The sequence below is a fragment of the Acidiphilium sp. genome (assembly GCF_049977125.1).
In the GTDB taxonomy this organism is placed as follows: domain Bacteria; phylum Pseudomonadota; class Alphaproteobacteria; order Acetobacterales; family Acetobacteraceae; genus Acidiphilium.
This window is the reverse complement of record NZ_JBMFGY010000262.1, coordinates 1-2993: the sequence shown is the minus strand read 5'-3', so window position 1 is coordinate 2993 and position 2993 is coordinate 1. Positions and strand designations below refer to the sequence as shown.

Here is a 2993-nt window from a genome sequence, read left to right as displayed (position 1 = left end):
GATGACGTAATTCGTCAGGTCGACGAGCGGATAGACCGTGCCTGCCACCTCGTAGTGCTGATGGCCTTCGCACCCCTGCAGGTCGGCTTCAGCCAGGAAGCCCGCTCCTATACATTGATGATGACCTTCATCCTGATCGGGCTCGATGGTCTGATCGGCCTCGCTCTGGCACCCGATGCCGGCGGGCTGCGCCTGCGCGACCGCCGCGCGCCACGCGCCACCTGGGCCGCCTACGGATTGGGTACGCTCGCCGCCCTCTGGACCCTGGGCGATGCGATCCCCTGGCTGATCACCGCCAATGTCGCAATGGCCGCGGCCATCCTGCCGCGCGTCACCGCGCGCCGGCGGTTCCTCGCCAATTGGGGCCTCATCCAGTTTGCCATCATCATCGCGGCCGCCCCTGGCTACATCGCGATGCTCCAAGCCGTCCATGACCACGTCATGCGCAGCTTCAACTGGATCCCGCCGCTGTCAGCACGCGCCGGCTGGGCGGATATCGCCAGTCTCTACGGCCTGCGCGATGCCACCATGGTGACGATGCGCCTCCTGCCTACGGCCTATGCCGCCCTCTCAGCACTGGCTTTTGCCTTCGCGGCCCTCGGCGTCTGGCACCTGCGCCGCCAAGCCGCGCCGCTGGTCGTGCTCATCATCGCCTTCCTCGGCCTGCCGCTCACCCTGGCGCTGATCTCGCTGATCCACCCGGTCCTGCTGCCGCGCTACCTGCTCTGGAGTGCCGCACCGTTCTTTATTCTGGGCGGCTTCGGCATCGAAGCGCTGGCCGGTCGCGCGCAAAAACCCGCGCTGGTGCTTGCCACCCTGTTGCTGCTGCTCAACCTCACCCCCTATTACCACGCCGAAACCAAACCCCGCTGGGACAAGGCTGCCGTTCTGCTGGAAAGCCGGATGACCGCAGGGGATATGCTCCTGGTCAGCGACGGCGCGGCCCCGGCCATGCTCGCCTTCGAACGCAAGTCGACCGATCCCAACGCGACACCCTGGCAAACCACGACCCATGTCAAACGCGCGGCCAAAAGTCTCGCGGCCGGCCATCGCGTGTTCGCGGTTTACGGACCAGCAGGGCAGGGCAGGGAACCCGACCAGACGACCTTCTTCGCCAAGGTTGCGGCCCTCGGTGGCACAGCCGCCCCGATCGGCGCCGGCAAGGAAATCACCATCGAACAGATCGATCCGGGCTCGCTCGGCGTCGTCGCCTGCTCGGATAGCGAGGCCGCAACAGCGCTTTGCCAGTAGCGCGGATCAGCCGGTCGACCGCATCGTCACGGCGAGCTCGTCCCGGTTCCGTCGCCCGCGCAGCAACAACACCACGCCGATCAACGTGGAAACCACGAACAGCGCAACGCCGATCTCGATCTGCGTTGCCCGCGCAATCCGGCTGCCCGAGCCGAGCAACGCGAAAATCACCGTCTGCGGAATAAACCCGGCCGCCGAGCCCAATAAAAACCCCCGCGCCGGCACCGCCGATAGGCCGGCCAGCAGGTTGAGCAACAGATTATTGCCCACCGGCATCAACCGCAGCGTGAGCGCACTGATGAACGGGCTGGTCGTCAACAACCGGTCAAGCCGCAGCGCCCGGCCGCGCAGGCGCGCCTGCACGAAATCCCGGGCAATCCACCGCGCCCAGAACAGATCGGCGGCACACCCGATCACCTGTGCCACCAGCGCCATACTGGCGCCGATCGTCACACCCCAGGCGTAGCCAGCGGCAAACGCCACGATCTGCCGAGGCATGCCAACCGCGCAGGCCAACGCGCCCAGCCCGACGAACAGGCCGATATCGCGGGCATCAGCGTGGCTATGTGCATGAGATTTCAGAATATCGCCGAACGGCAGCAGCCGCAGCGCCAACGCTCCACCGGTCAGCCCGATCACCAGCAGCGCCGGCTTGGCGAACGGTTTCAGACCAATCCAGCGAAAGCCCATGTCGGTGCCGCCTAATGGCTATGTTCGAGCGGCCGCGCCACGATGCCGCGATCCACCCTGGCCGGCCCATTGGTCTGCGCTGTTGCGCCAATCACGATGTCCGGACGGTTCCACCGGCGCTGCAGCCAGGCAACCCCCGCCAGATCGACGACGCCAACCTTCAGCCGGCCCCACGTGCCATAATGCGACGCCCCGGCGTGGCGCGGCCTATGGCCAACCCGGTGCGATATTACCACCCCGCCCGCACGGATGACCAAGGCGGGCAGAAACCGGTGCATATGATCAAACTTGGGCAGGGACATGAATGTCTCGCGCCGGAACAGTTTCAGGCCGCAACCGGTATCCGGCGTCGCATCGCCCAGCAGCCGCGCTCGCACGTTGTTGGCGATCCGCGAACTCAGCAGCTTGATCGCATCATCCTGCCGGCGCTGACGATGCCCGGCGATCAGCACCGGCGCACCGGGCCGATCACTGCGGCGTGCCGCCGCGAACATCGCGGGAATATCGGCCGGATCGTTCTGGCCATCGCCATCGAGCGTCGCGATCCACGTCGCGTCGGCCGCGCATACCCCGGTAATGATCGCCGCACTCTGGCCGCAACTGGCCCGATGCCGGATAACCCGCAAATCCGTGTTCTCGCGCGCCTGCGCCGCCAGGATCGCGGCCGTTGCATCGGTGCTGCCATCATCGACATAAACAATCTCGTAATCGAGCCCGGCCATCGCGGCGCGGATTTCGCACAGCAACGGCTCGATATTGGCCGCCTCGTTATGCACCGGTACGACGATCGCAATGCTATGATCGGCAGCGTGTTCCATGTTTACGGTTCCTGATCCAACTCGATTTGATCACGGCTGTTCAACGCTTTGATATATTGACGAGTGAGAGCAGGTGGCGGACGCCAGCGAGTGCGGCGCGGTATCGATCTTGCTTCATGGTGCCGGTTTTGCTGACCATGAGGATGTTGAAGCCGAAGCTGCGTAGGCGGGCGAAGATGCCCGGGTTGGTTCGGATCCGCGACAGGTCTTCGCCCATGGTGACATCCCTTGTGT

General features: G+C 65.3%; 4 protein-coding genes. 1 reads left to right on the top strand and 3 read right to left on the bottom strand.

Features of this window, described 5'->3' with window-relative positions:
- On the top strand, positions 1-1251 hold a 1251-nt coding region (locus tag ACP5E6_RS17800; RefSeq protein ID WP_427956523.1), incomplete at its 5' end, for a hypothetical protein.
- Positions 1252-1257: 6 nt separating this feature from the next.
- Here ACP5E6_RS17800 and ACP5E6_RS17795 read toward each other — a convergent pair.
- The 3 genes from ACP5E6_RS17795 to ACP5E6_RS17785 form a co-directional block, all read right to left on the bottom strand.
- Positions 1258-1941 carry a TVP38/TMEM64 family protein gene (locus tag ACP5E6_RS17795; protein ID WP_427956521.1) on the bottom strand — a complete coding sequence of 228 codons (684 nt, stop codon included), beginning with the start codon at positions 1939-1941 and terminating at the stop codon, positions 1258-1260.
- 11 nt (positions 1942-1952) lie between these two features.
- Entirely contained in the window at positions 1953-2759 is an 807-nt protein-coding gene (locus ACP5E6_RS17790; RefSeq protein WP_427956519.1) for a glycosyltransferase, read from the bottom strand.
- Between the two features lie 40 nt (positions 2760-2799).
- Positions 2800-2993: hypothetical protein (locus ACP5E6_RS17785; RefSeq protein ID WP_427956518.1), on the bottom strand; the 194-nt coding region annotated here is incomplete at its 5' end.

What these genes read in the sequence shown, in the direction of transcription:
- ACP5E6_RS17795 (WP_427956521.1), bottom strand. Translation starts at nt 1,941, where the DNA reads ATGGGCTTTCGCTGGATTGGTCTGAAACCGTTCGCCAAGCCGGCGCTG.
- ACP5E6_RS17790 (WP_427956519.1), bottom strand. Translation starts at nt 2,759, where the DNA reads ATGGAACACGCTGCCGATCATAGCATTGCGATCGTCGTACCGGTGCAT.